The sequence below is a fragment of the Rhizobium beringeri genome (assembly GCF_004306515.1).
GTDB lineage: Bacteria > Pseudomonadota > Alphaproteobacteria > Rhizobiales > Rhizobiaceae > Rhizobium > Rhizobium beringeri.
On the sequence record NZ_SILG01000001.1, the window covers coordinates 3,048,729 to 3,074,426 of the forward strand.

A 25,698-nucleotide genomic window follows, 5' to 3' on the forward strand; every position below is an offset into this window, starting at 1 on the left:
CCGAAAATCGGTTTCGATTTTCGTGTCGATGCGCTAGGCGTTTATGTGGCGGTCAGCGATCGCGGCTTCACAGGGTGAAAACATGAAATCACTGGAACTCATAATCGAGCGCATCATCCTGTCGAGCCGCTGGATCCTCGTCGTCTTCTATATCGGCCTCGTAGCGGCGCTCGCCGTCTATGCCGTTTCCTTCGCCTACAAATTCCTCAAGATCGCCTCTGGCGTCTTCGAACTCGACGAGGCGGAGATGATCCTCGCCATGCTCGGCCTGATCGACGCAGCCCTCGTCGCAAGCCTGATCGTCATGGTGATGATCTCGGGCTACGAGAATTTCGTCAGCCGCTTCGATGAGGCCAGCGAGGCCGACAACGAGGTCTCCTTCCTCGGCAAGCTCGATTCAGGCAGCCTGAAGATCAAGGTCGCCTCCTCGATCGTCGCCATCTCCTCCATCCACTTGCTGCAGGTCTTTCTCAACGCCGACCAATACGAGGACGGCAAGATCATGTGGCTCACCCTGATGCACCTGGCCTTCGTCGCCTCCGCCGTCATGCTCGGCTTCCTGGAGAAGCTGATGAGCGTGACCTCGAAGAATGATCTTAAAGACAAAGGCTAACGGCGGGCACGAGGACACCTTCAGACCGGTGAACGAGCAGTGGCCCAAGACAACAGCGCCGGACCGTCATGAAGTGCCTTTCCGCAGTCCGATATCAATTTGCCAAGGCCGCAGCAGGAACGATCTCGGCCTTCTGATTTCTGGGGCAACGGAGACTTTCCTTCGCGTCCGGTCCACAGACATGCGAGCCGGGCTCTTCACCATAGGGGATGATACCATTGATGATGCCAAGATCGAGCGCCTGAGAACGAAGTATATTCCCTTGCTCAATTGATGTCGCAAGCATCATCATCTCGTATGTCTCGGCCCGGACGCCCATCTCGTCGAAATAGGCGAAGAATTTCGTATATTCAGCCGCCGCGGGTCTGACGAGGCCGATAGCGGAATATCCGACAATCCGCGGCGTTCCGCTCGTCAAGACAACAGTACAGGTCGAAAGGCAGTACGCACGGCCGGCAAAGACTTCGCCCTCGGTCGGTCCGCTTTTGGCGATGCTGGCTATGCAACGCGGATCCAGCTTGGGACAATTCGGCAATTGCGTTCTGCCAATTGATGTCTCCAGACCTGCAGCACGGACCATACGCCCCATCGCGAAAGCCGCATCCATGTCCCCGCCATTAGACTGAAGAACAACCGGTAGCTTTCTTTCGCCGAGCGTCTTCAAGATTGCTTCCAGCCGGGCCGGTGTATCCGGCGTGATGTCTCCATCCGCGGAAATCCACTGTGTGCACTCTTCCTGGCAATTGCCATGGTACATCACGAGAAAGTCCATCGGCCGGGTTCTCGGCAAAGTCTCGCTTGTGTCTGCGGCCGCATCCTGCACGGGCGCTTGAGATACCGTCGCCTTAGCCGGCACAGGCGCTTCGGCTACCGGATGGCCGTGACAGATAGCCTCGGCCATGGCATCCGGCGCGCAGAGCGGCATGCCGGGCCGCTCATTGTAAGCTAGGACGTCCGTCGCAAGCCCCATTCGAACTGCGTCTGCGGGCGCTACGATGTTGATGCTGTCAGGCGTGGCGCCCATCATCAGACCGATCACATCCTGGCTGACGCCCATTTCTTTCAAATAGGCTGTCAAGGCAGCGGTGGCCTTCTTTCCAAGTTTGGTGGAACTGCTCTGCCCCGCCACCTTGCGCCCAACCTCCTTGCGGGAGATTTCCTTCTTCTTGCCATTCACGATCTTGTATTCGATGCGATAGGAAACACGCACCTTGTTGTAGACGGTCGTGATCTGGTGGACGCCGATAAAGGCCCATTGCGATGCGACACGCGACGTACCGCCGGCAAAGGCCAGCGGACAGGCAGAAAAGCAGTAAGCGCCGGCCGAATAGGTGTCACCGACCGCGGTGCCGTCCTTTGCGATAGCGGCTTGGCAGCGCGTATCCTCAACAGGACAATCTTTCAGCTGCGTCCCGCCGACCGCTGTTTCCAGCCCGGCCTTGCGGATCATCCGGCCCATCGCATAGGCGGCATCGACATCGCCGCCCTCCGAACGGAAGACGACAGGCAATTTCCGGTCGCCGATCTTCTTGAGAATTTTTCTCAGCCGCGCGGGCGTATCGGACGTTATGCGCCCCTCCGCCGATATCCATTCCGGACAGTTTTCCTGGCAGAGAAAACTACGCACGAGGATGAAGCTCATCGGCGGCTGTGCTGCCTTCTTCTCCTCGGCAGCCTGCAAGGTTGCCGCTCCGATCGGCAAGGTCAAAAGGAGAAAAACAAGTAATGATCTGAAAAATAAACACTTCACCAAAAAAGAAATTGCAAAGCGCACGATTAAATTGCCTCAGTTGTACTGAGCATACGCTTAGCAAGTGGATTGACTGCCAGCAAGCCGGATTTCGATGTGTGCTGCAGTCCTCTTATCCTTATTCTCTCATCGCAATCAGGCTCACATGGCGAACCATCGCGGCCGTGTTCACGCAGATCACCTGCCCCAGCGAAAGCCGCTGGAGCCCACCGCCTGTAGGCCAGTGCGAGAAGACCGGACTTCTCCCCGAGCTCTCCCAAGTGATTCTCTGCCTGCCCTGCTGTGCGTGGCTATAGCTATGCCGTCACGAAGGGCCTCAAGATACCGCAACGTTATTTTTGCAAGTCGAAACTCAATCAGAGCGCGATCTCCCGTGGCTAATTTTCCACAATTTGAATGAATCGGCTTGTCCTAAGTTAATTGGGGCTAGCATCCCGCAGATTTTCTGTATTTGATAGCGGTAACATTGAGGCTGCCGAGGGCGTACAAATGTCTTACATGACTACCTCTGAAAGACAGTCATTGCTTTCGGCAGAGCTTGCGAGCGCTCGAACGCGCAGCCTGTTTGCGCAGGCGCTCGGCAGGGTCTCCACAGCCTTCGGATTGTCGCATGCGACGCTGATGCACGCTCCCTCCCCCGAAGACCTTCTCTTGAAACCCCTGCTGATCGAAAGCTCGCTTCCGGCCTCCTATATCAGGGATTTCGACCGCGCCCATATGATGCGCGGCTGCCCTTTCGGCCTAAGGCTGAGGCAGTCCGCTGTGCCGCCGGCCTGGCACCTCAACGACGCCGTCAATGGTCAGGCTTTTCCCGCCGAACTGCGCGCCCTGATGCTGCGCCATGCCATACCGGCAGGCGTTGCCATGCCGACCATCGCAGCCGACGGCCAGCGCCTGGTCTTTTGGTTCTGCGGCGAGCGCGCCGCACTCGGTCAGAGCGAGATCAACGAGCTGGTAATGATCATCCTCCATGCACTCGATGCATACAATGCAGTCAAACGCAACGAGGAATGCGCGCATACCGCGCTATCGAACCGAGAACTAGAAGTTGTGCGCTGGACTGCCCAGGGCAAGACCTCGATCGAAATCGGCCAGATCCTGACGCTCTCGGACCATACGGTGAACGCCTATATGACGAATGCGATCAAAAAACTCGATTGCGTCAACCGCACCCAGTTGGTAGCTAAGGCAATTCGATTGAAGCTGATCAACTGAGAAATCAGAAGAGAGTCAGCACGTCGTCCCGTGATCTGGGGGAAACGTGCCTCTTCACTTCGAACAGCCCGTCATTGACAAGACAGAACAATCCCGCGCCCACATCGGCATTACCGATGCGGAAGTCGTCCAGATGCTCGCTGCCTATCGTCTTTTCGGCTTCTGGCGCATCGACATCGAGACAGGACATTTCTTTGCAAGCGAGGATGTCCACGCGATCTTCGGCCTCCCCTATAGCGACGGCCCTGTCAACCTGACAGAGCTGATGTCGCGCATCCACGAGGAGGACCGCAGCCTGATCGCCCAAACCTTCGAAGAGGCGAGCCTTCACGGCGTCGGCTTCCATTTCGTCTATCGCGTCGACAATCGGCTTGGCGGCTACAAACTCGTGCGCAGCGTCGGCCGCTTCCGTGACGATGAAAGCGGCGGCGGCATCGTCGGCATCACCTATGAATTCGTCGAGAGACTGCGCGTCGTCGGCTTCGAGGACAACGCGATACCCCGCTGATTCAAAAATGATGGCGCGTCCTGCTGGACGCGCGGGATCCAAAGCATGTCGCGCAAAGATCGCGACGCGCTTTAGCGGTCGAGCACCGAACGGATCTCGACGAGGTTCGAGCGCACCCTCAGAATATAGAAGCCCATCGTGGCGAGATGGCTCGGCATGATCCAGCCATCCTCGCGCCCGTTCGAGATGATCGCCGGCTGGATGCGCAGCGCCGACTGGAACTGCCGCATGGTCCCGCCCCAGATCGCTCCGAGATTGCGTTCCGCCACCACCTGCGAGAAATCCGCCTGGGCGGCCGCCATGATCGCATAATAGCCGTAGAGCTGGCCGTAGGCGAACCAGAACCGGTCGTCGGCACGCGTATCGAACCAGCCGCGATTGTGGTTTTCCGAACGCTCGGCGAGCATGTCGGAGGTGCCGCCGAGATCGTTGGCGATGCGGTCGATGAACTGGACGAGATTGTCGGCACGGCCGTCGAAAATGGCGTTGCAGAGGGCGAGATCGGTGTTGAACTTGCGCAGGCTGCCGATCGCCGAGCGGTAATAGGAAGGCGTCGGCGTCTTCGGCCCGAACGGGTTGAGCCCGAAATACCAGCTGTATTCGTCGAACTGCAGGTTGCCGCGCGCGTTCTGCAGGTCGCTGTTGATACCCGACGTGCCGCGCACACGTCCGAGCGTGTCGACAAGCTCCACCGAGGTGCGCCGGACCGCCTGGTTGACACCGCGCTGGAACGACGCCTTGTTGTCGAAGAAGGGCGTGTGGTCCCAGTCGATGCCGAAGAAGCCCGCCTTGTAGAGCACCATGGAGGAAATCCATGCGTTCTGGTTGACGTTAAAATCAGTCAGGTCGGCCGCGACGTCGACGATCGCCGAGCGCTGGCAGGTCTTCGGCGCCGTGGCAGCAGCCCCCTCGGCGACCGGCACATCCTGCCCGGCTGCGACCTTGCGCTCCGAAAGCCGATATTGGTCGACGAATGCGGGATTGAAATTCGTCCAGGCCTGCGTCTGCCAGAAGAAATAGCCGTAGAGGGCGACCAGCAGCGCCACGAACGCGATGACCGGCAGCCGGATCATCCAGCTTCGGCGCTGATACCAACCGTGCGCGGCAAGAAAGGGCCAGAAGGCCCAGGCGGAAAACAGGCGGGCCCAACGGCCGATCGTCTGGCCGATCAGCCTGAAAAAACCGGCTATCCGGTCAAGCATCGTCGTCTCCTGTCAGGCGAGGCGAACATCGGGACATTGCCGCCCCGCTGCACCCCACATATGCGCTCGATGGGCCGAGCACAACACGAGCCCTTCGATTTTCCGGAATGAAAGCATTGGGAAGAGGGGTATTGTCTACGCCCTGCGGGTCAGGAGCGCAGGAAAGGCAGGTTGAAACGGAAGGACCTGCGCGCCGTGTCGATCAGAGGCGCTCCCGATGTTTCCGGCGGCGGTTCGGCATAGGTCGGAAACCTTCTGGCGAATTCGAGATCGGCACGGCTCTTGCGCCGCTCCAGATCCTGAGCGACCAGCATGCCCTTCTCGAACAGTTTGATCGGCGCAGCGATATCAGGAAAGAGTTCCGGCTTGATCCTCACCTTCATGCCCGGCCGGTCGGTATCGACCTGCGCCTGGTAGATGATCAGTCGCTCCTCCACGTCGATCAACAGCTTGCGCAGCAGCACGTTGCAGGCAGCGATCCGGCCATTCAGCGAATCGACAAAGGCCTGGAACAGGCCGATGAAGCGCTCGCGCCGCTGGCTGTCGTCGCGCATCTCGTGCTCCCCGGCGGAAATCCGCTCGGCTTCCGCCTTCAGCGCCCGCCGCTCCGCCTCCATCTGCTCCCAGTGCGCCCTGTTGCCGTAGACGCCGATACGGCCCTGCGTCGTCAGCGCCTTGGCATTGAGCTCCTTCATCTTGAGACGGGCGATATCGATCGAAACGACCAGCCGGCGCCGTTGCTCGACGATGTCGACGAGGTTGAGTTCGGCTGCCCTGTGCCGTTCGGTAAGCGCGGCGCGCTGGCCGGCGATCAGCCTGGCGAGCGCGTCCGATTTCGTCAAAAGGTCGAGCAGCCGCTCGATGACCGGCGCCTCGCGCACCCGTTCGGTATACATGCGCCACATCCGCTGGCGCGACACCCAGCCGGCCATCTTCTCACGCAGCGTCAGCCCCCGGAAACTATCGAGATCGGCAGAAACCTCGGCCGTCAGCCGGTCGAGGGAAAAGACCAGCTCGGCCAGTTGGGCGTCGAGCGCCGCAGCATCGGCGATATGGGCTTGGAAGCGGGCATTCTGCTCGAGGAAGACCTCGTCGGCCGACCGTGTTTCGTCGCCGCCGAAGGCGCCGATCGCAGCCACGCAATAGGCCCCCTCGGCCGCAATCCTCTCGGCAAGGCTGTCTGCAGCTTCGTACTGACCGTCGAATGGCGGGGGTTTGCGCACCTGATCTCTCCAGGGAATCTCCTGACCCCAAGCTAGAGCCTTTCCTGGTCAGATTGAAGCATTCTGTTGGCTCAAACGGAGTCGGATGCTCAACCGGCCGGCGCGGTCGCTTGCGGCGCCCAAGAAAACAGGCGGCGTCGCTGGCTTCAGACCGGCTCGGCGATCCAGGCACCGTTCATCGCGTCGTCCCAATGCCTGCGGCAGAGCGAGACATATTTCTCGTTGCCGCCGACATCGATCTGGGCGCCTTCGTGCAACACTTTTCCTTCCCCGTCGAGCCGCACCACCATCGTCGCCTTGCGCCCGCAATGGCAGATCGTGCGCACCTCACGCATTTCATCGGCGATCGCCAGCAGTTCCTGCGAGGCCGGAAACAGCTTGCCCTGGAAATCGGTTCTCAGCCCGTAGACCATCACGGGGATTCCGAGCCTGTCGACGACGCGGGCAAGCTGCCAGACATGGACAGGCGTCATGAAATGCGCCTCGTCGACGAAGATGCAGGAAATCGGTGCTCCTTCGCCGCTCAGCGTCGCAACCAACCGGAACAGATCCTCATGCGGCTCGAAGGGAATGGCGCTCGCCTCCAAGCCGATCCGCGAGCCGATGACGCCTCGACCCGCGCGCTCGTCGAAGGCGGCGATCAGCTGCACCGTGCGCATGCCGCGCTCCTGGTAATTATAGGAGGCCTGCAGCAGCATCGTCGACTTGCCGGCGTTCATCGTCGAGTAGTTGAAATAGAGTTTTGCCATCCGATTTCTCCTTGATCGGCTTATTGAAAGCTCGGAATGGCAAAGAAAAGCCCTGAGGGAGCGATAATCACAGGAATCCGGCTCGAAAACCACCGAAAGCCCCGGAAACAAGGCATTGCGAAAAAATCCGCGGACGTCGCAATCGCATGGGTCGATACGGCGCAAACGCACTGAGGTCGCTTGTCAAACTCGGTTATTGATGGTTGGCTTGGGAACTTAAAGACTGGGAGTCTAAAATGAAAACAACAAGCACGTTCAAACTCGTTACCGCAACTGCCGTCGCCGCCCTCTCCGTTGCGACCGCCGCCTTCGCCGCCGATCCCGACAGCTGCTCCACCGTTCATTTCTCGGACGTCGGCTGGACGGATATCACCGCCACCACCGCCACCGCATCCGTCGTCCTGAAGAGCATCGGCTATCAGACCGACATCAAGGTTCTCTCGGTGCCGGTCACCTACACCTCGCTGAAGAACAAGGACATCGACATCTTCCTCGGCAACTGGATGCCGACACAGGAAAAGGACGTCCGGCCCTATCTCGACGACAAGTCGGTCGAATCCTTCGGCCCCAACCTCGTCGGCGCCAAGTATACGCTCGCCACCAACGCCAAGGGCGCCGAGCTCGGCATCAAGGACTTCAAGGACATCGCCGCTCATAAGGATGAGCTGGACGGCAAGATCTATGGCATCGAGCCTGGCAACGACGGCAACCGCCTCGTCATGGACATGATCGAAAAGAACACCTTTGGCCTGAAGGATTTGGAAGTCGTCGAGTCCTCCGAGCAGGGTATGCTTGCTCAGGTCGCGCGCGCCGACAAATCAGGCAAGCCCGTTGTCTTCCTCGGCTGGGAACCCCATCCGATGAACACCAACTTCAAGCTGACCTACCTGACCGGCGGTGACGATATCTTCGGTCCGGATTTCGGCGGCGCCAAGGTCTTCACCAATGTCCGCGCCGGCTATCTCGACGAATGCCCGAATGTCGGCACGATGCTGAAGAACCTGACGTTCTCCCTCGACATGGAGAACCACATCATGGGCAAAATCCTGAACGACGGCAAAGAGCCGGAGGCTGCAGCTTCCGAATGGCTGAAAGCGAACCCCGCAGCACTCGAGCCCTGGCTCGCCGGCGTCAAGACCCGCGACGGCAAGGGCGACGCTCTCGCGGCCGCCAAGACCGGCCTCGGCCTCTGATGATACGAACGGGGCGGCTCGCCGCCCCGTTTCATTTTTGTCCGATTGTTGTTTTTCTGGATGGGCGCGCCCTTGAATTGGATCACCGAATTTAAGATTCCCGTTGGCCCTTGGGCCAAATCCTTCGTGGACTGGCTGACCTCGAACGGCGAATGGTTTTTCAACCAGATCGCCTTCCTGCTGTCGAGCGCCATAGACGGCCTGCTCTTCGTGCTGCAGAAGCCTCATCCGCTGATCGTCATCGCTGCCATCACCGCGATCGCCTTTTGGCTGCGCCGGTCGATCGCGGTCGCCGTCTTCACCTGTCTTGGGCTGCTGCTGATCGTCAACCAGGACTATTGGAAGGAAACGACGGAGACGCTCGCCCTCGTGCTCGCCGCCACCTTCGTCTGTATGGTGATCGGCATTCCGCTCGGGATTGCCGCCGCCCGCCGCCCTTGGATCTATGCTGCCATGCGCCCGGTACTCGATCTCATGCAGACCATACCGACATTCGTCTACCTGATCCCGGCGCTCATCCTGTTCGGCCTCGGCATGGTGCCGGGCCTGATCGCGACCGTCATCTTCGCAATCCCCGCCCCGATCCGGCTGACGCGCCTCGGCATCATCTCGACGCCGCCGTCCCTCGTCGAAGCCGCCGTCGCTTTCGGCGCGACGCCGATACAGGTGCTGCGCAAGATCGAGCTTCCCTACGCCACGCCGCAGATCATGGCGGGTCTCACCCAGACCATCATGCTGTCGCTGTCGATGGTCGTCATCGCCGCCCTTGTCGGCGCTCCCGGGCTTGGCGTGCCCGTCGTCCGTGCGCTGAACACCGTCAATATCGCCAAGGGCTTCGAGGCGGGCTTCTGCATCGTCATCCTGGCAATCATTCTCGACCGGATGTTCCGCACGGCGGGTGAAGGAGGCGGTGCATGACCGCAGTAAGCTTTAATAATGTCAGCATCATCTTCGGCGATCGGCCGGAAACCGCGCTTGCCATGGTCGATCAGGGCAAATCGCGCGACGAAATCGGCGCCACGACCGGCTTGGTGCTCGGCGTCGCCGATGCCTCGCTGACGATCGAGGAAGGCGAGATCCTGGTGCTGATGGGCCTTTCCGGCTCCGGCAAGTCGACGCTGCTGCGCGCCGTCAACGGGCTCGCTCCCGTGGTGCGTGGCGATGTCGCCGTCTCCACGACCACCGGCCCAGTCAACCCCTACAGATGCAATGCCAAGGCGCTGCGGGATCTGCGCACGCACACCGTCTCCATGGTGTTCCAGCAGTTCGCTCTCCTGCCCTGGCGCACGGTCGCCGAGAATGTCGGCTTCGGCCTCGAGCTCGCCGGCATGCCGGAAGCCGAACGCAAGCTCCGCGTTGGCGAGCAGCTTGAACTCGTCAATCTGACGAAATGGGCAGGCCGCAAGGTCAACGAGCTTTCCGGCGGCATGCAACAGCGTGTCGGCCTTGCCCGCGCCTTTGCCACCGGCGCCCCGATCCTGCTCATGGACGAGCCTTTCTCGGCGCTCGACCCATTGATCCGCACCCGTCTGCAGGACGAGCTCCTGGAGTTCCAGCGGCGGCTGAAGAAGACCATTCTTTTCGTCAGCCACGATCTCGACGAGGCCTTCCGCATCGGCAATCGCATCGCCATCATGGAGAGCGGCCGCATCATCCAGTGCGGAACGCCGCACGACATCGTCAAGAACCCCGCAGATCAGTATGTCGCCGATTTTGTGCAGAACCTCAATCCGATCAACATGCTGACGGCGGCCGACGTCATGCAGCCGGGCCTCGGCCAGACTGCCGCCGGCATGAGCGTCAGCGCCACGGCCCGCGCCGCGACCCCGCTCATCGATATCCTCGATGCCCTTGCCCGCCAACCGGGCAGTATCGGGATCGTCGAGAACGGCGCGATCGTCGGCACCATCTCGGCTCAGGATATCGTTGCCGGCCTCACCCGCCATCGCCGCAAGCAGGAAGCTTGATGTTTTCCGTCCGCTTTGTCACAAAGCGGATATGAAAGATCAGCCATCGCCCTTACGCGAAACCGACGACGATGCCCGCAAGCTCGCCCGCGTGCTTCTGCGCTCCGCCAGGCACGCGGCGATTGCCGTTCTCTCCCCCGAGACCGGCTTCCCCTTCGCCAGCCGCGTGCTCGTCGCCACCGATATCGACGGCACCCCCGTCATCCTGGTTTCGCAGCTGTCGGCTCATACCAGGGCGCTCGCCAGAGACCCGCGCGCCTCGCTCCTGACCGGCGAGCCAGGCAAGGGCGATCCCCTTGCCTATCCCCGTCTGACGACCCAATGCGTGGCAGAACCTGTCGAGCACAGCAGTCCATTCTACGCGCGGATCCGCACGCGCTTTCTCGCTCGCCATCCCAAGGCGAAGCTTTATATCGACTTTCCTGATTTCCTGTTCTTCCGTCTCAAGCCTGAGCAGGCCAGCCTCAATGGCGGCTTCGGCCGCGCCTACCAACTCGAAGGGAACGATCTCGTCATCCGGTCAGCCGCGAATGAGGAGATTGCCGCCGGGGCGGCAGAAACAGTGCGAGATTTAGTAGAACGCTATCCCGATGTGGAGGAGAGCCTTGCTACCAGGCTAAAGGCGCCGGAATCGGGTTCCTGGCGCATTTGTGGTGTCGATCCCTCAGGTTTTGACATGATTTCCGGCGATTTTCTGCTGCGATACGAGTTCGAAACCCTCGCTGTGGATGCCGATCACATTTGTTCAAACATATCTAAAATAGCATACTCGATACCTTAAATTTAGGTATATACAATCTTCGAGCCCAGTTGCTAGTTTTTGGTGTCAGTCAAAATCCCGGCTGGCGGCCTGCGCCAACACGCTTGATGTACGTTTCGCATTAGGAAGATAACATATGGAAACCTCTGATTTGGCCGATCACACGAACGTGGCGGCAGCTTTATTGTCGGCCATGGCAAACCCGAAGAGATTGCTGATCCTGTGTAGCCTGGTGAAGGGCGAAGTAGCCGTCGGCGCGCTTGCGACGCAGGTCGGGCTCAGCCAGTCGGCTCTCTCTCAGCACCTGTCGAAACTGCGCGCCCAAAAGCTGGTCAAGACCCGCCGGGACGCACAAACCATCTATTATTCGAGTACCTCCGAACCGGTCATGAAGATCCTGGCAACGCTCGAAGACATCTACCTCGTGCAGAACCGGAATAGATCCGCCGCTTAATGATAGCGCTGACATGAATGTTGGCCGATGCCGTGCTGCAAGGGAATGTTCCCGGAGGCTTGGCAACGATATTTCAGCACGTGAACCTTATGGCACGACCGGCAAATTTGCGATTTGCCGGTCGTGTCTTTGAAGGCCCTGGTCTTCTGCTCCTTTCGCCGGCGGGGAAGGAATTGCAGCCTGAACGCGGTGAAGCGCTCGCCCCGGGATCGACCGAAACAATTGAGCTTCCCGTTAGGAACCGTTCTCGGGACTTTTCCCGTTGACGCTTTGGGAAGCCCTGATAATTTGACCGGGCAGTAAAAATATGGGCGTAAAGCCCCCGGGAAAGGGCCGTCAGCGGCCAGGAGAACAGCATGTCCAATCGCCTCAACGCACCGAACGATCTTCGCGCCTTCTGGATGCCGTTTACGGCAAATCGCCAGTTCAAGAAGGAGCCGCGTTTGTTCGTTGGCGCCAAGGACATGTACTATACGACCCATGACGGCCGTCAGGTGCTGGACGGCACGGCTGGCCTCTGGTGCGTCAATGCCGGCCACTGCCGCCCGAAGATCACCGAGGCGATCCGCGAGCAGGCCGGCGAGCTCGATTACGCGCCGGCCTTCCAGCTCGGCCATCCCAAGGCCTTCGAGCTGGCAAACCGCCTGGTCGACATTGCCCCGGAAGGCCTGAACCACGTTCTCTACACCAACTCCGGTTCCGAATCCGTCGAGACGGCGCTCAAGGTGGCGCTCGCCTATCATCGGGTGAAGGGCAATGGATCACGGTTCCGCCTGATCGGCCGCGAGCGTGGCTATCACGGCGTCAATTTCGGCGGCATCTCCGTCGGCGGCATCGTCACCAACCGCAAGATGTTCGGCACGCTTCTGACCGGCGTCGATCACATGCCGCACACCCACCAGCCCGGCAAGAACAACTTCACCCGCGGCGAGCCCGAGCATGGCGGCGACATCGCCACCGAGCTCGAGCGTATCGTCACCCTGCATGACGCCTCTACCGTCGCCGCCGTCATCGTCGAGCCGGTGGCAGGCTCCACCGGCGTCTTGATCCCGCCGAAGGGCTACCTGCAGAAGCTGCGCGAGATCTGCACCAAACACGGCATCCTTCTGATCTTCGACGAGGTCATCACCGGCTTCGGTCGCCTCGGCGCCCCCTTCGCTGCGCAATATTACGACGTCAAGCCCGACATGATCACCGCCGCCAAGGGATTGACCAATGGCGTCATCCCGATGGGCGCCGTCTTCGTCACCTCCGAGATCCATGATGCTTTCATGAACGGCCCGGAGCACATGATCGAGTTCTTCCACGGCTACACCTATTCCGGCAACCCGATCGCCTCCGCCGCCGCACTCGCCACGCTCGACACCTACAAGGAAGAGGGCCTGCTGACACGCGCCGCCGAGCTTTCGGACTACTGGGCCGACGCGCTGCATTCGCTGAAGGACTGCCCCAATGTCATCGACATCCGGAACACCGGCCTGATCGGCGCGATCGAACTCGACCCGATCGCCGGCGAGCCGACCAAGCGCGCCTTCACCGCTTTCCTGAAAGCCTATGAAAGCGGCCTGCTGATCCGCACCACCGGCGATATCATCGCCCTCTCCCCGCCGCTGATCATCGAGAAGCACCATATCGAGGAGCTCTTCGGCAAGCTGCGGACGATCCTGCAGAACAACATCTGAGAAAGCTCCGAAGGCTTCGGCATCAGCGCCTGCGGCGGATCCAAGTCCGTGCAGGCTCTTTTGTTGCGAAGATGGATAGACTTCAGTTCACGGCGACGACGGAAAGGCAGAGGGCGAATTTCTTCAAGAGCCGACGATCGAAATGCCCTTCGTTGCCAAGCATCCATTTCAGTGCTTGGCTCGCGCTCCATGGCGCCCTGTACGGCCGCACCGAGGTGATGGCGTCATAGACGTCGCAAATCGCAGCGATACGCGCATTGAGACTGACCTGCGCTTCTGAAAGTTTGCGGGGATAGCCCTTGCCGTCGATACGCTCATGATGGTTGAGGCAGACGTCGAGAACGATCTCCGACATGCCTTCCTGACGCGACAGGATTGCGTGTCCCTTTTCCGGATGGTCGCGGATCATCTTGATCTCGTCCTCGTCCAGGGGGCCTTCCTTGTTGAGTATCTCGAGCGGAATTTCCAGCTTGCCGACGTCGTGCAGCAATCCTGCTGTGCCGAGCATCTGAACAGTCGTCTCGTCAAGTCCGAGATGACGGCTGAAAAGGATCATCAGCGCACTCACCGAAATCGAATGCAGGAACGTCGCCTCATCCCTGGATTTCAGACGCGTAACGCTTAGAAAGACCGTGGGATTCTGATCGATAGACTTGGACACCGAGGAAATCACCGGCGCCACCTGATCGACGCTGATCCCGTCGCCATGCTGGAGTCGGCCAAAAACGCTTTCCAGCACCTGCATGGATTTCTGGATGGTCTCGCGTGCCGCCTTGGTGTCGATCTCGATATTGCCGCCCGGCAGGCCGTCAATATCGAGGCCTCTGCTGGTGTTGATGATAACACCTGTCATGCCGCTCTTGCGAAGCTTCTGGGCATCGATTTCACGGCGCAGGAGAAATCTTCGTTTAGACAGAAGAGGATCCTGCCAGGCACCCTCGATCGCCTCGACAAACATTCCGGTGCGCACCTGTCTGGCTTCGACTCGCTTGAGCATCCAGCTCTCTATTCCTGAAATATCTCTCTGTTTATCGTCGACCGCTCTTTTGCATCGCAGCAATATATGCGCGAACAATGGTTCTACTCTAATTGGTAGAATCAAGTGTTAATCTCAAAGCAGAATTCTAATATTCAGACAGATAGAGAGAGCTTCCGCGAAATTCGGCAGGTTCATCGGCGCGCCGCTGACGCGCGGTACCGGCATCCTGCAGAGATAGGAAAACTGCGCCGAGATCGATGATTTTTGGACGATCTCGCGCCGGATCGGCTCAATTCTCGTTTCATTTTGTTATCAACTTGCGGAATCTCACCAAAATTCCTAGAAATCTTGCCGTTGCACCCATTCGAGCCAAATATGGCCGGGGGCGCATTGATCGCGCCGATATCGATCGTCCTTGGCACGGCCTTGGGGCCGTTGAACGATCCGGAAAAGCCGGCGCGACGCTTCATCGCGGGTCGAATGACCCCATCCAAGGAGACAGACAATGACCATCAAGACATTGACGGCGACCCTCGTCGCGTCACTCGCCTTTGCGCCGCTTGCCCATGCCGATATCACCATCGGCCTGATCGCACCGCTGACCGGCCCCGTCGCAGCCTATGGCGACCAGGTAAAGAACGGCGCCCAGACAGCCGTCGACGAGATCAACAAGAAGGGCGGGATTCTCGGCGAGAAGGTCGTCCTTGAACTGGCCGACGATGCCGGCGAGCCGAAGCAGGGCGTTTCCGCCGCCAACAAGGTCGTCGGCGACGGCATCCGTTTCGTCGTCGGCCCGGTGACATCGGGCGTCGCCATTCCCGTTTCGGACGTGCTTGCTGAAAACGGCGTGCTGATGGTCACCCCGACTGCGACCGCCCCCGACCTGACCAAGCGCGGTCTCACCAACGTCCTGCGCACCTGCGGCCGCGACGACCAGCAGGCCGAAGTCGCCGCCAAATACGTGCTGAAAAATTTCAAGGACAAGCGCGTCGCCATCGTCAACGACAAGGGCGCCTACGGCAAGGGCCTCGCCGACGCCTTCAAGGCGACGCTGAACGCCGGCGGCATCACTGAAGTCGTCAATGACGCGATCACGCCTGGCGACAAGGATTTCAGCGCGCTCACCACCCGCATCAAGTCCGAAAAGGTCGACGTGGTCTATTTCGGCGGCTACCACCCGGAAGGCGGCCTGCTCGCCCGTCAGCTGCATGACCTCGCCGCCAACGCGACGATTATCGGCGGCGACGGCCTCTCCAACACCGAATTCTGGGCAATCGGCACCGATGCGGTAGCAGGCACCATCTTCACCAACGCTTCGGACGCCACCAAGAGCCCGGATTCCAAAGCCGCAGCCGACGCGCTCGCCGCCAAGAACATCCCGGCCGAAGCCTTCACGCTGAACGCCTATGCCGCCGTCGAAGTGCTGAAGGCCGGCATCGAGAAGGCCGGCAGCGCCGAGGATGCGGAAGCCGTCGCGACCGCGCTGAAGGGCGGCGAAGAAATCCCGACCGCCATCGGCAAGGTCACCTACGGCGAGACCGGCGACCTGACCTCGCAGAGCTTCTCGCTCTACAAGTGGGAAGCCGGCAAGATCGTCGCCGCCGAATAAACCATCGCTGACCGTCGACGACCGGGCGCCCTTGCGGCGCCCGGTTTCGTTTTGCGGCACTCGCTTGTGGCGGCAGATCGGTTATAAGTTTCGGAATCGGTTGTAATGTGAGCAATGCCATGACCACCAAGCTCGAACGTCTCATCGACCAGGGCGTCGGCCGCGTGCCGGCCGATATCGTGCTGAAGGGTGGCCGTTTCTTCGACCTCGTTACCGGCGAACTCGTCCTGTCGGACATTGCCATCGGCGCCGATCGCATCGTCGGCACCTCAGGCAATTATGATGGCGAGACCGAGATCGATATATCGGGCAGGATCGTCGTTCCCGGCTTCATCGACACGCATCTGCACATCGAATCTTCGCTCGTCACACCGCATGAATTCGATCGCTGCGTTCTGCCCTACGGCGTGACGACCGCGATCTGCGATCCGCACGAAATCGCCAATGTGCTCGGAACCGCCGGCATCGAATTCTTTCTCGAATCGGCGCTGGAGACGATCATGGACATCCGTGTCCAGCTCTCCTCCTGCGTTCCGGCGACGCATCTCGAAACCTCCGGCGCCGATCTGCCGATCGAGCGCCTCCTGCCCTACCGCCACCATCCGAAGGTCATCGGCCTTGCCGAATTCATGAATTTCCCCGGCGTGATCCACAAGGATCCCGTCTGCATGGCCAAGCTCGATGCCTTCCAGGGCAGCCATATCGACGGTCACGCGCCACTGCTGTCCGGCAACGACCTCAACGGTTACCTCTCAGCCGGCATCCGCACCGAGCACGAATGCACGACTGCCGCCGAAGCGCTGGAAAAGATCCGCAAGGGCATGCATATCCTCGTGCGCGAGGGTTCGGTATCCAAGGATCTCGCGGCGCTGATGCCTATTATCACCGAGCGGCTGTCGCCCTATCTGGCGCTCTGCACCGACGATCGCAATCCGCTCGATATCGCCGAACAGGGCCACCTCGATCACATGATCCGCACGGCAATCGCAAGCGGCGTCGAGCCCTTGGCGATCTATCGCGCCGCCTCGATTTCGGCCGCCCGCGCCTTCGGCCTCAGGGACCGCGGCCTGGTCGCGCCGGGCTGGCGCGCCGATCTGGTGGTTCTCGACAGCCTGGAAAACTGCCGCGCCGACATGGTCTTCTCGGCCGGTCGCCGCGTCACCGATGCGCTGTTTTCCTCGCGCCGACCGGTTGCCCCAATCGGTCTCGACAGCGTCAAGGCCAGGCCCGCCAACGCAGCCCATTTCGGCGTCCCGGTCGCCGAAGGCGAAACGCCCGTCATTGGCGTACTGCCGGGCAAGATCATCACCGAGCATCGCCGTTACCGCCTGCCCGTCAGGGGCAACGAGACGACGGTCGATCTTGCCAACGATATCATCAAGGTCGCCGTCATCGAGCGCCACGGCAAGAACGGCAATCATGCCAATGGCTTCGTCCAGGGCTTCGGCCTGAAGAAGGGTGCGATCGCCTCGACCGTCGGCCATGACAGCCACAATATCTGCGTGGTCGGCGTCAGCGAAGACGACATGGCCTGCGCCGCAAACCGCCTCGGCGAGATTAAGGGCGGCTTCGTCGTTGTCGAAGACGGCAAAGTCACCGGCGAAATCGCCCTGCCCATCGCCGGTCTTATGAGCCTAGAGCCCTATGAGACGGTTCGCGACATCCTCCACCATCTGCGCAAGGCCGCCTTGGCGCTCGGCGCCACGCTGGAAGAACCCTTCCTCCAGCTCGCTTTCCTGCCGCTGCCGGTCATCCCGCACCTGAAGATATCCGATCGTGGCATGGTGGATGTGGACAAGTTCGCGCTGATTGGGTGACGCAATTCCAGGGCTGACTCCGCAGTGGGGCAACCTTTGACCATCGCCTTCAGAGACACAGCAGCACGAACATCAAACCCGCGCACAAAACCCGTCGAGCGCTGCAAGCCTCACCGATCCCGCGCCCGCTACCGCCTCGAAGCCCGGCATCTCAAGCGGTTCCCCGAGCACCATGCCATCAGGCAGGCGGAATTCCGCCGGTTTGCGCGTCAGGTTGAAAACGAAGAGCAGTTTTTCTCCGCCCTTTTCGCGGGTGAAGGCGAGCAGGTCCTGGTTGGTGCCGATGAAGCTCATCTCGCCATCGATCAGGGCCGGATGGCTCTTCCGGAATGCGAGCGTCTTGCGGTAGTGATGCAGCACGGAGCTGTCGCTCGCCTCCTGCGTATCGACGGAAAGCGCTGCCTGCTCGTAAGGCACCGGCAGCCAGCTCTTTTCCGCGGAGGTGAAGCCCGCATGGGCCTTGCCTGCCTCCCAGGGCATCGGCGTACGGCAGCCGTCGCGGCCCTTGAAGGCCGGCCAGAAGCGGATCCCGTAGGGGTCGCGCAGATCCTCGAAGGCGAGCTCTGCCTCGGGCAGGCCGAGTTCCTCGCCCTGGTAGAGGCAGATCGAGCCACGTAACGCCGCAAGCACAGAGATTGCCAGCTTGGCGATGACTGGCCGTTCTTCCTCCGACCGCGCGAAACGGCTGACATGGCGCATGACGTCGTGGTTGGAAAAAGCCCAGCAGACCCAGCCGTCCGTGACTGCCTTGTGGAAGGCCTCGACGCAGCCGCGAATATGCTCGGCGGTGAAATCCGGCCCGAGCAGATCGAATGTATAGCACATGTGCAGCTTGTCGCCGCCACTCGTATAGGCGCCAACCGTCTTCAGCGAACGCGCGCCATCGCCGACTTCGCCTACGGTCGTGCGATCCTCGTACTGATCGAGCAGCGCCCGGAAGCGCTTGAGGAAATCGACATTTTCTGGCTGCGTCTTGTCGTAGAGGTGGTTCTGCATGCCGTAGGGATTGCTGTCGGGCGCATCAAGGCCTGCATCATCCTCATCAGGCTGGTGCGGCGGATTGCTCCTGAGCAGCTTGTCGCAGAAATAATAATTGACCGTATCCAGGCGGAAGCCGTCGACGCCGCGGTCGAGCCAGAACTTCACCGTCTCGAGGACCGCATCCTGCACGGCCTTGCTGTGGAAGTTGAGGTCCGGCTGCGAGGTCAGGAAATTATGCTGGTAATATTGCCGGCGTACGCCATCCCATTCCCAGCCCGGCCCGCCGAAGATCGACAGCCAGTTGTTCGGCGCCGTACCATCCGGCTTCGGATCGGCCCAGACATACCAATCCGCCTTGGGATTGGTCCGGCTCGATCGGCTCTCGACGAACCAGGGATGCCGGTCGGAGGTGTGCGAGATCACCTGGTCGATGACGACCTTGATGCCGAGCCTGTGTGCTTCGGCCATCATCTCGTCGAAATCGGCCAGCGTCCCGAAGATCGGATCGACGTCGCAATAATCGGAAACGTCGTAGCCCATGTCGGCCATCGGCGACTTGAAGAAGGGCGAGAGCCAGATCGCGTCGACGCCGAGGCTGGCTATATGCGGCAGCCGGCGGGTGATTCCCCTGAGATCGCCGAGACCGTCGCTGTTGGTGTCCTGAAACGAGCGCGGATAGACCTGATAGATCACCGCGCCGCGCCACCAGTCCGCACTCCCGCCTGCCTGCAATGCCATCGGCTACATCTCCTGCCTCGTTTGCGCTCGCCACACTAAAGCGGACAAAACAAAAGACAACCAGGTGAAGCCGTGATGAGAGCGTGGCTGATGTCGCGGCACATCGTCGCGATCCGACAAGGGGGAGACGTATATAGGCTTGTCCACAACCCGTTTCCACCCTCCGGATTTGGGGTTGCAACGCAAAGCCTTTGCGATAATGTGCGCGCTGACCTGCACGTAAGAGGTCAAACACCGGGAACAAATGTCTAATAAAGGCGAAAAGCCTAGAAAGGTGGACCCACCATGAACCATTTCGCGAAAAAATTTCTCGCCTCTGCGATGCTTGGCACATTGCTGGCGTTTTCGGCCCATGCGGCCACGCTCAACATTCACAATGGTGGCGACCCGCAGTCGCTCGATCCGCAGAAGCTTTCCGGGGACTGGGAAAATCGTATCGCCGGCGACATTTTCGAAGGCCTCGTCACCGAGGACGCCAAGGATAATCCGATCCCCGGCCAGGCCGAAAGCTGGACCATTTCGCCTGATGGCAAGGTCTACACCTTCAAGCTTCGCGACGGCATCAAGTGGTCCGATGGCCAGCCGGTAACGGCAGGAGACTTCGTCTTCGCCTTCCAGCGCCTCGTCGACCCGAAGAATGCCGCCGACTATGCCTATCTGCAGTTCACCATCAAGAACGCGGAAAAGATCAACAAGGGTGAGATCACCGATCTCAACCAGCTCGGCGTCAAGGCGATCGACGACAAGACGCTCGAAATCACCCTTGAAAACTCGACCCCTTATTTCCTCAATGCCCTGATGCATTACACCGCCTATCCGCTGCCGAAGCACGTCGTCGAAGCGAAGGGCCAGGATTGGGTCAAGATCGGCAACATCGTCACCAATGGCCCCTACAAGCCCGTCGAATGGGTTCCGGGCTCGCATGTCACCACAGTCAAGAACGACCAGTGGTATGACACCAAGGACCTGAAGATCGACGGCGCGAAGTTCTTCGTGCTCGAGGACCAGGAAGCCGCGCTGAAACGCTACCGCGCCGGCGAATTCGATATCCTCACCGACTTCCCGACCGACCAATACGAGTGGATGAAGAAGAACCTGCCGGGCCAGGCGCATGTCGCCCCCTTCTCCGGCCTCTATTATTACGTCGTCAACTCACAGAAGCCGCCCTTCAGCGACAAGCGCGTCCGCCAGGCTCTCTCCATGGCGATCAACCGTGAAGTCATCGGCCCGCAGATCCTCGGCACTGGCGAGCTGCCGGCCTATTCCTGGGTTCCGCCGGGCACGGCGAATTACGGCGAGCCGGCCTATGTCAGCTGGAAGGATCTGCCCTATAGCGAGAAGGTCGCCGAAGCCAAGAAGCTTCTGACCGAAGCCGGTTTCGGCCCGGACAAGCCGCTGCACGCCGTCCTCAGCTACAACACCAATGACAACCACAAGCGCATCGCCGTCGCCATCGCTTCCATGTGGAAGCCGCTCGGCGTCGATGTCGAGCTCGTCAATGCCGAAACCAAGGTGCATTACGACCAGATGCAGCGTGGCCAGGTCGAAATCGGCCGCGCCGGCTGGCTCGCCGACTATAACGACCCTGACAACTTCCTGAACCTCCTGGTGACAGGCGTGCAGATGAACTACGGCCGCTGGTCTAATCCCGACTACGACAAGATGATCAAGGAAGGCAACGCCGAGACGGATCTCACCAAGCGTGCCGCGATCTTCAAGAAGGCCGAACAGCTGGCGCTGGATGAATCCGCCGCCCTGCCGATCTACTACTATGTCTCGAAGAACGTCGTTTCGCCGAAGATCGAAGGCTTCGTCGACAACATCCAGGACATCCACCGCACCCGCTGGCTGTCGATGAAAGAGTAAGGGAAAACGGTCCTTCCCGCGCCTTGCGGGAAGGACCGGCCCACGACCATGATCAAATACGCCCTCCGTCGCTTGCTGTCGACGATCCCCGTCATGTGGATCGCCGTGACAGCCTCGTTTTTTGTTTTGCGCCTTGCCCCCGGCGGCCCTTTCGATGGCGAAAGGCCATTGCCGCCGGTGATCCTGAAGAACCTTGCGGCCCACTATAATCTCGACAAGCCGCTCATCCAGCAGTACCTGATCTATGTCGGTGACCTGCTCCGGGGCGATCTCGGCCCCTCCTTCGCCAGCGAAGATTTCACCGTGGCCCAGCAGATCATGATCGGTCTGCCCTATACCTTTACCATCGGTACGGCTGCCTTCCTGATTGCCATTATTGCCGGCGTGGCCGTCGGCTGTCTCGGGGCGCTCTATCAGAACAAGGCACCGGATTATATTCTGGGCGCGCTCATTCTGGTGGGCGTCGTGCTACCGAACTTCCTGATTGCGCCCATCCTGCAGCTCGTCTTCGGCATCCATCTCGCGTGGTTTCCGGTCGGCGGCTGGGGTGACGGCTCGATCAAATACCTCATCCTGCCGATCGTCGTTCTGGCGCTGCCGCATGCCGGCCGTATCTCGCGCATCACGCGCGGCTCGATGATCGAGGTGATGAATCAGAACTTCATTCGCACCGCCAAGGCCAAAGGCATCGGCCCCCGCCTGACGGTCATGCGCCACGCGCTGAAGCCTGCGCTGATGCCTGTCGTCTCCTATCTGGGTCCAGCAGCAAGTTACCTTCTCACCGGCTCGCTGGTTGTCGAGAGCATCTTCGGATTGCCCGGCATCGGCCGCTATTTCGTCAACGCAGCGCTGAACCGTGACTACGGCATGGTTCTCGGCACGGTCATCTTCTACATGGTGCTGATCGTGTTCCTGAACCTTCTCGTCGATATCGCCTATGCGTGGCTCGATCCGAAAGTGAGAAACAGATGATTCTCAACCCCGCAAAGCGCGAGCTGCTCGCGCAGGAGCTACTGGAGGCGGAAGGCCTTGCGCCCGAAAGCCGCTCGCTCACCAAAGATGCGTTGCGTCGCCTCGGGCGCAACAAGGCGGCCGTCCTGTCGATCGTCGTCCTGACGCTGCTGATCCTCGTGGCCTTCATCGGCCCCTGGTTCATTCCCTTCAACTATGAGGATCCTGATTGGGCGGCTTTCCGCATACCGCCCTCGATCGAGACCGGCCACTATTTCGGCACCGACCCGAACGGCCGCGACCTTCTCGCCCGCGTCCTCTATGGCACCCGCGTCTCGCTTGCCGTGGCGCTGACGGCGACCGTCGTCTCCGTCTTCATCGGCGTGCTCTACGGTGCGGTATCGGGTTATATCGGCGGCAGGCTCGATGCGATCATGATGCGCTTCGTCGATATCATGTATGCGCTTCCCTATATCCTCTTCGTCATCCTGCTGATGGTGATCTTCGGCCGCAACGTCTATCTGCTGTTTGCCGCCATCGGCGCGCTGGAATGGCTGACCATGGCCCGCATCGTGCGCGGCCAGACGCTGTCGATCAAGCATCGCGAATTCATCGAAGCGGCCCGCGCATCCGGGCAGCGGCCGTTCAAGATCATCATCAAGCACATCATCCCGAACCTCGTCGGGCCCGTGGTTATTTTCGCAGCATTGACGGTGCCTGAAATCATCGCCACCGAAAGCTTCCTTTCCTATCTCGGCTTCGGCGTACAGGAACCGCTGACCTCGCTCGGAACGCTGATCGCCGAGGGGACCGATGCCATGGAAAGCATGCCTTGGCTGCTGGTCTTCCCGGCAAGCTTCCTCGTGGCTCTGCTGCTTAGCCTGCTCTTCATCGGCGACGGCCTGCGCGACGCGTTCGACCCGAAGGATCGTTAAATGACGGATACCCTCCTCGAACTCAAAGACTACTCGATCACCTTCAAGACGCCAGATGGAGAGGTGAAGGCGGTCTCGAACATGAATCTGACGGTCAGGCGCGGCGAGCGCATCGCCATCGTCGGCGAATCCGGCTCCGGCAAGAGCCAGACCTTCCTCGGCATCATGGGCCTGCTCGCCAAGAACGGCAAAACGACGGGACAGGCCCTGCTCGAAGGCAAGGACGTGCTGGCGCTGAAACCACGCGAGCTCGACCAGATCCGCGGCAAAGACATGGCGATGGTTTTCCAGGACCCGATGACCGCCCTCAATCCAACGCTGAAGATCTCCCGGCAGTTGACGGAGCAGCTCGAGGTTCACGGCGGGCTGACGGCGCGCGCCGCATCCGCCGCCGCACTCGATATGCTGAAACGCGTCGGCATCCCCGACCCAACACGACGCTTTCACCTCTACCCGCATGAGCTCTCCGGCGGCATGCGCCAGCGCATCGTCATCGCCATGGCGCTGCTCACCCGGCCGAAGCTTCTGATCGCCGACGAACCGACGACGGCTCTTGACGTCACCATCCAGGCGCAGATCCTCGATCTCTTCAACGACCTGACGGCGGAGATGAACACGGCGCTCGTCATGATCACCCACGATCTCGGCGTCGTTGCCGGCCTCGCCGACCGCGTCGCCGTCATGTATGCTGGCCGCATCGTCGAGGAGGCTCCCGTCGACGAACTCTTCGACAACCCGGCGCATCCCTATACCGCGGCACTGCATGCCTCGATCCCGCGCCCCGACCAGGATGTCGACGACCTCGTCGTCATCCCCGGCCGTCCGCCAAACCTGCAGCACCTGCCGAAGGGCTGCAATTTCTCGCCGCGCTGCTCGCAGGTCCAGGACGATTGCATCGATCGCCCGCCACCGCTCGAAACCCTGGCGCCGCACCATTGCGCCGCCTGTTACCACCCTTTCCCGCGTCGCGAGGAGCTGTTGAACCATGGCTGAACGATCGCTTCTAAGGGTCGAGAACCTGACGACCCAATTCGAACTGCCGGCGAAAGGCCTCTTCAAGCCGCCGATCTTCCTGACCGCCGTCAACAATGTCAGCTTCGACCTCAGCGAGGGCCGCACGCTCGGCATCGTCGGCGAATCCGGCTGCGGCAAGTCTACGCTCGGCCGCTCCATCTTGCGGCTGTTGAAATCGCAGAAAGGCCGCATCCTCTGGCAGGGCCGCAACCTTCTCGACCTGTCGGACGAGGAAATGCGCGCCGCCCGCCGCGACATGCAGATCATCTTTCAGGATCCGATCGCCTCGCTCGACCCGCGCATGACGGTCGGCGACATCATCGCCGAGCCGCTTACCGTCTTCGAGCCGAAACTCTCCAAAGCCGAGCGCACCGAACGTGTCCGCGAGATCATGACCGCCGTCGGCCTGGTGCCGGAAATGATCAACCGCTATCCGCACGAATTCTCCGGCGGCCAGGCGCAACGCATCGGCATCGCCCGCGCGGTCGTTACCAAACCGAAGCTCATCATCTGCGACGAGCCGGTTTCGGCCCTCGACGTCTCGATCCAGGGTCAGGTCATTACGCTTCTGCGCAAGCTGCGCAAGGAATTCGGCCTGACGCTCATCTTCATCAGCCACGACCTCTCCGTCGTCCGCCTGATCTCAGACGATGTGCTGGTGCTCTATCTCGGCAGGGTGGTCGAAGCCGGCGACTGCGCCACCGTCTTCGATCATCCGGCCCACCCCTATACGCAGGCGCTCTTTTCCGCCGCGCCGATCCCGGATCCGAAGCTTGCGCGCCTGCGCACCCGCATCCGCCTGCAGGGTGACCCGCCCTCGCCGCTCAACCCGCCGAAAGGCTGCGTCTTCTCACCGCGCTGCTGGAAGGCGACCGACATCTGTCGCACCGAAATGCCGCCGACCGAGGAGGTCCGCCCCGGCCAGAAGGCCGCCTGTTATCATATGGACAGGCCATGAACGGAAACACGGCCGCCCAGGCGGCCCTCGCCTTGAATGCCCGATGCGCCGTCCATCCCGGGACGAAGCGGACTATTTTTGGATCTAAAATCCCCGATAAGAAAGATTTTATGAGCGAATGCTATCCCATTTCGGCCTAATCGCAGGCCAGGGGAACGCATATATGAAATCGAAAATATCAGCTTTGATCGTACTCGCCGCCACGATGATCGCCGCCTCGGCCGTTTCGTCGAATGCCGAAGATCTGAACTTCAAGCTCACCAACGGGACGAACTCCGTCCTGACGCGCTTCTACAGCTCGCCGACCGGCGTCGGCGAATGGGAGGAAGACGTCTTTGGCGACGAGGTTCTCAATCCGGGCGAAAGCATCGATATCACCATCGCCGATGGCCGCACCGTCTGCAAATACGACATGCGCTTCGAATTCGAGGAAGACTCAAACCTCGCAACCACGGAAGATACGCAAGATCTTTGCGCGATGGGCAGCTATACCATCCACGAATAAGCGTCCTTCTGAAAGCCCGCCTTCGCCTC

Annotated in this window: 23 protein-coding genes; 17 read left to right on the forward strand and 6 right to left on the reverse strand. The window is 60.5% G+C overall.

The genetic code is table 11. The annotated features are described in order from the left end of the window. The first annotated feature begins 82 nt into the window (after positions 1-82). Complete coding sequence (locus tag ELH03_RS15415) at positions 83-613, forward strand: TIGR00645 family protein (protein WP_080686023.1); 531 nt, start codon at positions 83-85, stop codon at positions 611-613. A 94-nt stretch (positions 614-707) separates the two neighbouring features. Here ELH03_RS15415 and ELH03_RS15420 read toward each other — a convergent pair whose 3' ends face one another. Further along, a complete protein-coding gene (locus ELH03_RS15420; protein ID WP_128402010.1) occupies positions 708-2,387 on the reverse strand; it encodes a hypothetical protein in 1,680 nt (559 codons plus the stop codon). 465 nt (positions 2,388-2,852) lie between these two features. Here ELH03_RS15420 and ELH03_RS15425 point away from each other — a divergent pair, with 465 nt between their 5' ends. Both ELH03_RS15425 and ELH03_RS15430 read left to right on the forward strand, forming a co-directional pair. Continuing rightward, positions 2,853-3,578, forward strand: a complete 726-nt coding sequence (locus tag ELH03_RS15425) for a helix-turn-helix transcriptional regulator (RefSeq protein ID WP_128402011.1) — start codon at positions 2,853-2,855, stop codon at positions 3,576-3,578. 46 nt (positions 3,579-3,624) lie between these two features. After that, on the forward strand, positions 3,625-4,086 hold the full coding sequence (locus ELH03_RS15430; RefSeq protein WP_128402012.1) for a PAS domain-containing protein: 462 nt from the start codon (positions 3,625-3,627) through the stop codon (positions 4,084-4,086). A gap of 71 nt (positions 4,087-4,157) precedes the next feature. Here the strand turns inward: ELH03_RS15430 and ELH03_RS15435 are convergent, their stop codons facing one another. The 3 genes from ELH03_RS15435 to ELH03_RS15450 all read right to left on the reverse strand — a co-directional run bounded on the left by ELH03_RS15435 (position 4,158) and on the right by ELH03_RS15450 (position 7,260). Further along, complete coding sequence (locus ELH03_RS15435) at positions 4,158-5,288, reverse strand: DUF2333 family protein (protein ID WP_128402013.1); 1,131 nt, start codon at positions 5,286-5,288, stop codon at positions 4,158-4,160. Positions 5,289-5,437: 149 nt separating this feature from the next. Further along, a complete protein-coding gene (locus ELH03_RS15440; RefSeq protein WP_130766483.1) occupies positions 5,438-6,511 on the reverse strand; it encodes a hypothetical protein in 1,074 nt (357 codons plus the stop codon). Positions 6,512-6,657: 146 nt separating this feature from the next. After that, positions 6,658-7,260: a thymidine kinase gene (locus tag ELH03_RS15450; RefSeq protein WP_018243095.1), complete on the reverse strand. Its 603-nt coding sequence runs from the start codon at positions 7,258-7,260 to the stop codon at positions 6,658-6,660. A gap of 236 nt (positions 7,261-7,496) precedes the next feature. On the opposite strand from ELH03_RS15450, the gene ELH03_RS15455 reads away from it, so the two are divergent. The 6 genes from ELH03_RS15455 (at position 7,497) to aptA (ending at position 13,316) form a co-directional block, all read left to right on the forward strand. Continuing rightward, positions 7,497-8,453, forward strand: a complete 957-nt coding sequence (locus tag ELH03_RS15455) for a choline ABC transporter substrate-binding protein (protein ID WP_027683535.1) — start codon at positions 7,497-7,499, stop codon at positions 8,451-8,453. A 72-nt stretch (positions 8,454-8,525) separates the two neighbouring features. Further along, positions 8,526-9,371: a choline ABC transporter permease subunit gene (gene choW / locus ELH03_RS15460; RefSeq protein ID WP_026242356.1), complete on the forward strand. Its 846-nt coding sequence runs from the start codon at positions 8,526-8,528 to the stop codon at positions 9,369-9,371. Further along, positions 9,368-10,420 (forward strand): choline ABC transporter ATP-binding protein, encoded by a 1,053-nt coding sequence (choV, locus tag ELH03_RS15465; protein ID WP_128402015.1) that lies wholly within the window; start codon positions 9,368-9,370, stop codon positions 10,418-10,420. The genes choW and choV overlap by 4 nt, the downstream gene beginning before the upstream one ends. A 31-nt stretch (positions 10,421-10,451) precedes the next feature. Further along, positions 10,452-11,201: a HugZ family pyridoxamine 5'-phosphate oxidase gene (locus ELH03_RS15470; protein ID WP_130766484.1), complete on the forward strand. Its 750-nt coding sequence runs from the start codon at positions 10,452-10,454 to the stop codon at positions 11,199-11,201. Positions 11,202-11,316: 115 nt separating this feature from the next. Beyond that, entirely contained in the window at positions 11,317-11,634 is a 318-nt protein-coding gene (locus ELH03_RS15475; RefSeq protein ID WP_128402017.1) for an ArsR/SmtB family transcription factor, read from the forward strand. Positions 11,635-11,990: 356 nt separating this feature from the next. Next, positions 11,991-13,316 carry an omega-aminotransferase AptA gene (gene aptA, locus ELH03_RS15480; RefSeq protein WP_130766485.1) on the forward strand — a complete coding sequence of 442 codons (1,326 nt, stop codon included), beginning with the start codon at positions 11,991-11,993 and terminating at the stop codon, positions 13,314-13,316. An 82-nt stretch (positions 13,317-13,398) separates the two neighbouring features. On the opposite strand, the gene ELH03_RS15485 is transcribed toward aptA, so the two are convergent. After that, complete coding sequence (locus tag ELH03_RS15485; RefSeq protein ID WP_130659181.1) at positions 13,399-14,313, reverse strand: HD-GYP domain-containing protein; 915 nt, start codon at positions 14,311-14,313, stop codon at positions 13,399-13,401. A 487-nt stretch (positions 14,314-14,800) separates the two neighbouring features. Between ELH03_RS15485 and ELH03_RS15490 the strand changes: the two genes are divergently transcribed. Together ELH03_RS15490 and ade are read left to right on the forward strand one after the other, a co-directional pair. Next, entirely contained in the window at positions 14,801-15,904 is a 1,104-nt protein-coding gene (locus tag ELH03_RS15490) for a branched-chain amino acid ABC transporter substrate-binding protein (RefSeq protein ID WP_128402020.1), read from the forward strand. A 119-nt stretch (positions 15,905-16,023) separates the two neighbouring features. Then, a complete protein-coding gene (ade, locus tag ELH03_RS15495) occupies positions 16,024-17,721 on the forward strand; it encodes an adenine deaminase (RefSeq protein WP_130659183.1) in 1,698 nt (565 codons plus the stop codon). A 72-nt stretch (positions 17,722-17,793) separates the two neighbouring features. Here ade and bglA read toward each other — a convergent pair whose 3' ends face one another. Next, on the reverse strand, positions 17,794-19,440 hold the full coding sequence (gene bglA / locus ELH03_RS15500; protein ID WP_130659184.1) for a beta-galactosidase BglA: 1,647 nt from the start codon (positions 19,438-19,440) through the stop codon (positions 17,794-17,796). 285 nt (positions 19,441-19,725) lie between these two features. Between bglA and ELH03_RS15505 the strand changes: the two genes are divergently transcribed. The 6 genes from ELH03_RS15505 to ELH03_RS15530 all read left to right on the forward strand — a co-directional run bounded on the left by ELH03_RS15505 (position 19,726) and on the right by ELH03_RS15530 (position 25,669). Then, positions 19,726-21,306, forward strand: coding sequence for a peptide ABC transporter substrate-binding protein (locus ELH03_RS15505; protein WP_128402023.1), 1,581 nt, complete (start codon positions 19,726-19,728; stop codon positions 21,304-21,306). 48 nt (positions 21,307-21,354) lie between these two features. Then, positions 21,355-22,278 (forward strand): ABC transporter permease subunit, encoded by a 924-nt coding sequence (locus tag ELH03_RS15510; protein WP_033180129.1) that lies wholly within the window; start codon positions 21,355-21,357, stop codon positions 22,276-22,278. Then, a complete protein-coding gene (locus ELH03_RS15515; RefSeq protein ID WP_003561446.1) occupies positions 22,275-23,192 on the forward strand; it encodes an ABC transporter permease in 918 nt (305 codons plus the stop codon). The genes ELH03_RS15510 and ELH03_RS15515 overlap by 4 nt, the downstream gene beginning before the upstream one ends. After that, positions 23,193-24,185 carry an ABC transporter ATP-binding protein gene (locus ELH03_RS15520; RefSeq protein WP_128402025.1) on the forward strand — a complete coding sequence of 331 codons (993 nt, stop codon included), beginning with the start codon at positions 23,193-23,195 and terminating at the stop codon, positions 24,183-24,185. Further along, the gene (locus tag ELH03_RS15525; RefSeq protein WP_018243108.1) at positions 24,178-25,164 is read left to right on the forward strand and encodes an ABC transporter ATP-binding protein; all 987 of its coding nucleotides are present in this window, start codon (positions 24,178-24,180) and stop codon (positions 25,162-25,164) included. The genes ELH03_RS15520 and ELH03_RS15525 overlap by 8 nt, the downstream gene beginning before the upstream one ends. A gap of 163 nt (positions 25,165-25,327) precedes the next feature. Further along, positions 25,328-25,669: a hypothetical protein gene (locus ELH03_RS15530; RefSeq protein ID WP_130659186.1), complete on the forward strand. Its 342-nt coding sequence runs from the start codon at positions 25,328-25,330 to the stop codon at positions 25,667-25,669. The last annotated feature ends 29 nt before the right edge of the window (positions 25,670-25,698 follow it).

Coding starts and splice junctions, on each gene's coding strand:
- ELH03_RS15415 (WP_080686023.1), top strand. CDS start 83: ATGAAATCACTGGAACTCATAATCGAGCGCATCATCCTGTCGAGCCGC.
- ELH03_RS15425 (WP_128402011.1), top strand. CDS start 2,853: ATGTCTTACATGACTACCTCTGAAAGACAGTCATTGCTTTCGGCAGAG.
- ELH03_RS15435 (WP_128402013.1), bottom strand. CDS start 5,288: ATGCTTGACCGGATAGCCGGTTTTTTCAGGCTGATCGGCCAGACGATC.
- ELH03_RS15450 (WP_018243095.1), bottom strand. CDS start 7,260: ATGGCAAAACTCTATTTCAACTACTCGACGATGAACGCCGGCAAGTCG.
- ELH03_RS15455 (WP_027683535.1), top strand. CDS start 7,497: ATGAAAACAACAAGCACGTTCAAACTCGTTACCGCAACTGCCGTCGCC.
- choV (WP_128402015.1), top strand. CDS start 9,368: ATGACCGCAGTAAGCTTTAATAATGTCAGCATCATCTTCGGCGATCGG.
- ELH03_RS15470 (WP_130766484.1), top strand. CDS start 10,452: ATGAAAGATCAGCCATCGCCCTTACGCGAAACCGACGACGATGCCCGC.
- ELH03_RS15475 (WP_128402017.1), top strand. CDS start 11,317: ATGGAAACCTCTGATTTGGCCGATCACACGAACGTGGCGGCAGCTTTA.
- aptA (WP_130766485.1), top strand. CDS start 11,991: ATGTCCAATCGCCTCAACGCACCGAACGATCTTCGCGCCTTCTGGATG.
- ELH03_RS15485 (WP_130659181.1), bottom strand. CDS start 14,313: ATGCTCAAGCGAGTCGAAGCCAGACAGGTGCGCACCGGAATGTTTGTC.
- ELH03_RS15490 (WP_128402020.1), top strand. CDS start 14,801: ATGACCATCAAGACATTGACGGCGACCCTCGTCGCGTCACTCGCCTTT.
- ade (WP_130659183.1), top strand. CDS start 16,024: ATGACCACCAAGCTCGAACGTCTCATCGACCAGGGCGTCGGCCGCGTG.
- bglA (WP_130659184.1), bottom strand. CDS start 19,440: ATGGCATTGCAGGCAGGCGGGAGTGCGGACTGGTGGCGCGGCGCGGTG.
- ELH03_RS15505 (WP_128402023.1), top strand. CDS start 19,726: ATGAACCATTTCGCGAAAAAATTTCTCGCCTCTGCGATGCTTGGCACA.
- ELH03_RS15510 (WP_033180129.1), top strand. CDS start 21,355: ATGATCAAATACGCCCTCCGTCGCTTGCTGTCGACGATCCCCGTCATG.
- ELH03_RS15515 (WP_003561446.1), top strand. CDS start 22,275: ATGATTCTCAACCCCGCAAAGCGCGAGCTGCTCGCGCAGGAGCTACTG.
- ELH03_RS15520 (WP_128402025.1), top strand. CDS start 23,193: ATGACGGATACCCTCCTCGAACTCAAAGACTACTCGATCACCTTCAAG.
- ELH03_RS15525 (WP_018243108.1), top strand. CDS start 24,178: ATGGCTGAACGATCGCTTCTAAGGGTCGAGAACCTGACGACCCAATTC.
- ELH03_RS15530 (WP_130659186.1), top strand. CDS start 25,328: ATGAAATCGAAAATATCAGCTTTGATCGTACTCGCCGCCACGATGATC.